4 protein-coding genes and 1 pseudogene are annotated in these 5,448 nt (G+C 70.9%); 3 read left to right on the forward strand and 2 right to left on the reverse strand.

Going from position 1 to position 5,448, the window contains the following annotated elements; all coding sequences use genetic code 11:
* A partial coding sequence (locus EAO75_RS30045) for a glycosyl hydrolase family 28-related protein (RefSeq protein ID WP_147998292.1) occupies nt 1-1,509 on the forward strand: 1,509 nt, incomplete at its 5' end.
* Here EAO75_RS30045 and EAO75_RS30050 read toward each other — a convergent pair.
* Complete coding sequence (locus EAO75_RS30050) at nt 1,488-2,282, reverse strand: helix-turn-helix transcriptional regulator (RefSeq protein WP_147998293.1); 795 nt, start codon at nt 2,280-2,282, stop codon at nt 1,488-1,490. The genes EAO75_RS30045 and EAO75_RS30050 overlap by 22 nt on opposite strands.
* Before the next feature lie 49 nt (nt 2,283-2,331).
* On the opposite strand from EAO75_RS30050, the gene EAO75_RS30055 reads away from it, so the two are divergent.
* Nucleotides 2,332-2,793, forward strand: a complete 462-nt coding sequence (locus EAO75_RS30055) for a DUF2000 domain-containing protein (protein ID WP_147998294.1) — start codon at nt 2,332-2,334, stop codon at nt 2,791-2,793.
* Between the two features lie 2 nt (nt 2,794-2,795).
* Here EAO75_RS30055 and fxsT read toward each other — a convergent pair whose 3' ends face one another.
* Nucleotides 2,796-5,312, reverse strand: coding sequence for an FxSxx-COOH system tetratricopeptide repeat protein (gene fxsT / locus EAO75_RS30060; protein WP_147998295.1), 2,517 nt, complete (start codon nt 5,310-5,312; stop codon nt 2,796-2,798).
* Between fxsT and EAO75_RS47710 the strand changes: the two are divergent.
* Nucleotides 5,302-5,448: pseudogene (locus tag EAO75_RS47710) on the forward strand (MFS transporter); the annotation flags it as partial. The gene fxsT and the pseudogene EAO75_RS47710 sit on opposite strands and share 11 nt — an antisense overlap.

Here is a 5,448-nt window from a genome sequence, read left to right on the forward strand (position 1 = left end):
CAGATCCCCTGCATCGGCCGGGCCGGCCACCGCGGCGGAGCCTCCCGCTTCCCCCGCCCCCGCGTCGTGGCCGACGTACGCGACTTCGGCGCCGTGGCGGACGGCACGACCGACTCCGCCCCCGCGATCAACCGTGCCATCGCCGCCGCCGGACGGGCCGGCGGTGGCACGGTCACCATCCCGCCCGGCACGTTCCGTATCGACGACGTCATCCGCATCGGCCACTCGAACGTGGTCCTCCGTGGTGCCGGCAGTGCCCGCACCAAGCTCCACGCGACGCGGAACCTCACCGAACTGATCGGCCCCTACGGCTCCCGCTACGGCGGGGACAAGTCGTCCTGGTCCTGGGCGGGCGGCCTCATCTGGCTGGCCCCGACGGCCCGTTGGGACTCCCTCGTGGCCGCGATCAGGGCGAAGGCCTGGCCGTTCGAGGGCTGGACCGGAAACCGCCGCGACGAGTGGCGCACCCTCACGACACTCGCCCCGGCGCGCCAGGGCTCGTGGACGGTGACGGTCGCCGACCCCTCGGCACTGCGCCCCGGCGCGCTGGTCCTGCTCCGCCTCGCCGACGACGCCGACCACACCCTGCTGGAGCACATGTGCGGCGGCGGCCCGGGCCCCGAGGCGTACACCTGGGACGACAAGACGAAACTGACGTCGTACGTCCCCTACGAATGGCCGGTCCGCATCACCCGCGTCCAGGGCCGCAAGGTCACCCTCGAACGCCCGCTCCCGCTGGACCTGCGCCCCGAGTGGGACCCCCGACTGACCACCCACGTCGGCGAACTGACCGGATCGGGCGTCGAGGGCCTGACCCTGGAGGCAGTGGAGACCCCACAACAGCCCCACCTCCTCGACAAGGGCCACAACGGAGTCGTCTTCCAGTGCGCCTACGACTGCTGGGCGGACGACGTGACCGTCCGCCACGTCGACAACGGCTTCGGCCTGGTGGCGGCCTCCGCCTGCACACTCCGGCACACGCGCGTGGCGGGCCGTGGCAGCCACCACCCCTACTTCTGCCGCGAGGGCTCGCACGACAACCTGATCGAGGACTTCACCATCGAGGCCCGCACGACCCCGGCCCCCGCGGGCACCCAGCTGCACGGCATCAACGTCGAGGGCCTGTCCTCCCACAACGTCTGGTCACGCGGCGACATGCGGATGGGCACCTTCGACAGCCACCGCGGCCTGCCCTTCGCCAACGTCCGCACCGACATCACCGTCGACAACAACGGCCGCCACGGCGGCGACGCCAGCGCGGGCCCCCTGTTCGGCGCACGCTTCACCCACTGGAACATCCGGGTCACGAACGGCCGCGCGGGCATGATCCGCCTCGACGGCCTGGCCCCGTACTCCGCCACCGTCGGCCTGAACGAGGTCAGGGAGTTCGACCAGATCGACGTCCCCGACTTCGTGGGTGACCTCCACTCCCGCCTGGAGCTGTACGGCACGACGGACGTCGTACACCCGCGCAATCTGTACGACGCTCAGCGCGCGCTGCTGCGATAGCGCCCCGGCGTCACCCCGACCAACCTCTTGAAGTGCCGCGTCAGATGGGCCTGGTCGTAGAACCCGGTCGCGGTCGCCGTTTCGGCCGGGCTCGCCCCGCCCAGCAGCAGGGCGCGGGCGCTCTCGACGCGGCGGGAGTTGAGGTACTGGTGCGGGGCGATGCCGAAGGCGGCGCTGAACGCACGTACCAGGTGGGCGGGATGGGCGTGCAGCAGCCGGGCGGCCTCGTCGAGGGTGAGGCCCTGGGCGACGCGTGCGTCCAGGAGCTCACGGAGGTCGCGGGCGAGGGCGGGGTCACGTCGCTCCCCTGCGACCGACCGCGCACGCAGGTGCTCGCGCAGCCGCTCTCCGACGAGGGTCAGCCTGCTCTCCGCCTCCAACTCGTCTCCGGGGTGGGCGAGCGCGGTGTGCAACTGGCCGACCCGCCGCCGGAGTACCGGATCCCGGAGGTCGGGGGAGTCCACCGCCGGGCCGATCAGGTCCTCGCCGAGCCGCGTGCTGTCGAGATAGAGCACCCGCTTGCGGAAGCCGTACGGGGTGGCGGGGGAGCCGTTGTGCGGGACGTGCGGAGGCAGCAGGGACACCGTGTCGAGCGGCGTGCCGTGCTCATGGCGCTCCAGGTCGTACCGTACGGCGCCGTCGTCGACGATGAGCAGCGTCCAGGCCTCGTGCACATGCATCGGATACGCGTACTCGGTGAAGTGCGCGTGGAAGACCTCCACGACGCCCGGGACGTGCGGGCGCCACGCGGAGACATCACGCTGCGGTGCCATGCAAAGAACGTACAAGACGCTGTCGTACGGCGCCCGGCAGTCTCGGCCCATGAGCAACGAACCGATCCTCCCCCACTCTCGACTTCGCTCGAGCGGGGGGACCCCCATCGATACCAAGATCGCCCTCCTGCTGCGCGAGGACCTGGAGCCCTGGCAACGGCTGAACGTCACCGCGTTCCTGGTCAGCGGCCTGGGAACGCAGGTCCCGGAGGTGATCGGCGACCCCTACGAGGACGCGGACGGTGTCCCCTATCTGCCGATGTTCCGCCAGCCGGTCCTGGTCTTCGAGGCCACGAAGGAGACGCTGACGACGGCCCACACCCGCGCGCTGTCCCGCGCCCTGCCGCGCGCGGTCTTCACCTCCGACCTCTTCACGACCGGCAACGACCGCGACAACCGGGCGGCGGTGCGGGCCGTCGCCACAGGGGAGCTGGATCTGGTGGGGCTGGCGGTGTACGGGCCGCGGAATGCGGTGGACAAGGTGATCAAGGGTGCTCGGATGCACCCGTGAGGTCAGCGGGGGCGCTTCTTCGGGAGCTTCTTCCGGTTGAGGGAGGCGCGCAGGCGCTGGGCGTCGTGGGTCTTGCCCTGGCGGGTCAGGGCCTGGGCCAGACCGATGGTGATGCTCTTGTACAGGGCATGGTCGGTGCCGAGAGTTTCGCGGACGCGGGTTCTTGTGGATTGCAGGAGACGCTCAGCCTCGGCGTACCGGCCGATGTCGATGAGGGTCACGCCGAGGCTGTCGGCGCTGAAGAGCGTGCTCCGGTGTCTGTCGCCCAGCAACTGCCGGCGCAGCGCCAGAACCTCTTCCTTGATATTGAGGGCCTCGACGTCTCTGCCGAGACGAGCCATGGTCTGGCCCAAGTAGCCCTTCGCTTCCAGGGCAGCGGGATGGTGCTCGTTCAGTGTGCGGTGGTATCGGGCCAGGGCGTCCGTCAGTACGCGTTGGGCTTCATCGAGCCGATCGAGCTCGATCAGGGCGGCCCCGGTACTGGCGACGGAGAAGAGGGCCTCGACGTGGTCTTCGCCCAGTCTCGACTGACGACGTGCCGCGGCGTCCTGGAGGATGCCGTGTGCCTCGACGTATCTGCCCAGGTTGAGCAGGGCGACACCCACGTCGTGGGTTGTACTCAGTGTGTCGGGATGGTCTTTCCCGAGCAATCTGAGACGCCTCTCCAGGAGGTCCTCGACGAGAGACAAGAACTCCTCGTACAAGTCCATGTCGTGCAGGGCCAGGGCCACCATGTGCGCCGGGCGCAGCGTGTCGGGATCGTCCTCGCCCAGGGACGCCTTCCACTTCGCGTGCATGATCTCGGAAAGGCCGAGAGCCGCCTCGGGCTGCGCGTTGCGGGCAAGGTACCGGGCGGCCTTCAGCAATGTCGGTCGCAGCTCCGCCCTGTCGATCATCGCGTCCAGCGTCGCCGTCAAGTGCTGGGTGAGCGATGCCCACTCCGGCCAGGCTTCCGGCAGCTCGGGGTCCCCGGGATCGATGGCAGCCAACAGCGCTGCCACGTCCTGCACGGTGTCCCCGGTCCCGGCGCCGCCGGCATGCCGCACCACCGCCTGCGTGAGCCGGTGCACCTGGAACGCGTCGGGTCCGACGACCGCCAGCCCGTACTGGGCGAGCGGCTGGAGCGCGTTTCTCGGCCAGCGGAAGTCGTTCGGGTCCCCCGGCACGCTGGTCAGCGCGCCGCGGGCCTCGACGAGCCACTTCGTCGGGATGGGTTCGGGCCCGAGGAACGCCGCCAGGCGCAGCAGCGCCGCCGCCTCCGGACGGCCCGCGTCCAGGCGTTCGGCGGCGATGGTGACGGTGGCCGCCACCGAGACCGGATAGTCGTAGACCTCCCCGTCGTTGAGGAGTTCGGCGGTGTTGGTCCTGAGCAGCTGGAGGTAGTGGTCGGGCGGTGTCCCCTCGCCGAGCGCGCCCGCGGCATGCGCCAGCGCGAGCGGCAGATCGCCGAGGGCGTCGGCCAGCGCGTCCGCCGTCCCGGTGCTGAGCGTGGGCAGTTGACGGTTGAGGTAGCCGAGTGATTCCTCGCGGCTGAACACCCCCAGGGCGAGCCCCGGCACGACCTTGCTCCAGGCCGGATCGCGCGCCGTGATGAGCACATGGCCGGAGCCCTCCGGCAACCAGGTGCGCAGCTGCCGCGGGTCCTCGGCGTTGTCCAGGACGATGAGCCACCGGTCGCTGGTGCGCAGGTGTTCCAGGGCGTACCGGGCGTTGATCTCGGCACCGGCGTCCGGCTTGGCCACGTCGACGCGGGCCGCGAGTTCCGCGTACCGGGCCGGCACCTGCTCGGGCTGCTCGGCGTCGACCCACCACACCAGGTCGTACTGCCCGGCGAAGCGGTGCGCGTACTCCAGGGCCATCTGGGTCTTGCCGACCCCGCCCGGCCCGTGCAGCACCCGTACCGCGGCCCGGCGTTCGCTGAGCAGACCGCGGCGCACCTTCTCGATGATCTCGTCGCGGCCGGTGAAGTGCGGGTTGCGCCCCCGCTGTCGTACGTCCCATACGGCGGGGTCGTGGAGGGCGGAGGGGAAGCGGGGCTGGAGCCCCTGAGGTGCCGGGGGACCGGAGCGCTTGGCGCTTTTCGTCCCCTTGCCCGCCTTGCCGGGGAAGGCCGGCGAGGTCGTCGGGATCTCGCGTCCGCGCACCGCTTCGAGCAGCGCCTCAAGAGCCGCGGGCTCCTCCAGGTCGTGCAGCTCCTGGCGGATGCGGGGCCGCAGGATCGCGGGTAACTGCCCGGCTTCCAGGGGCTCGACGACCAGCGGTACGAAGCGGTCCCGGCCGGCCACGGCGGCGGTCCACTCCTCCTCGGTGTACCGGCCCGGGGCGAAGTACTGGGGGGAGAACAGGGCGACGACGGCGGAGGCCCGCTCCATCGCGTCGTTCATCTTCCGCACGAAGTCCTCGCCGGTGCGCCAGTGCCAGAGGTCGAGTTCGATCGCGTACCCGGCCTCCCGGAGGTGCCAGGCCACCCACTCCGCCCACTGGCCGTCGTGCCCGGCATGGCTGACGAAGATCCTCATCGTGTCGTCCCTGCTCGCCGGCTACGGCTTCGGCCTCACCGCCTTCGCCGGCTCGGTCGGCGTCATCGCGCTGACGGTGTGCGTCTGGACGCTCGGCGAGATGCTGAACGCCCCCACCCAGACCGGCCTCGTCGTC

It is taken from the genome of Streptomyces sp. UW30, from assembly GCF_008042075.1.
GTDB lineage: Bacteria > Actinomycetota > Actinomycetes > Streptomycetales > Streptomycetaceae > Streptomyces.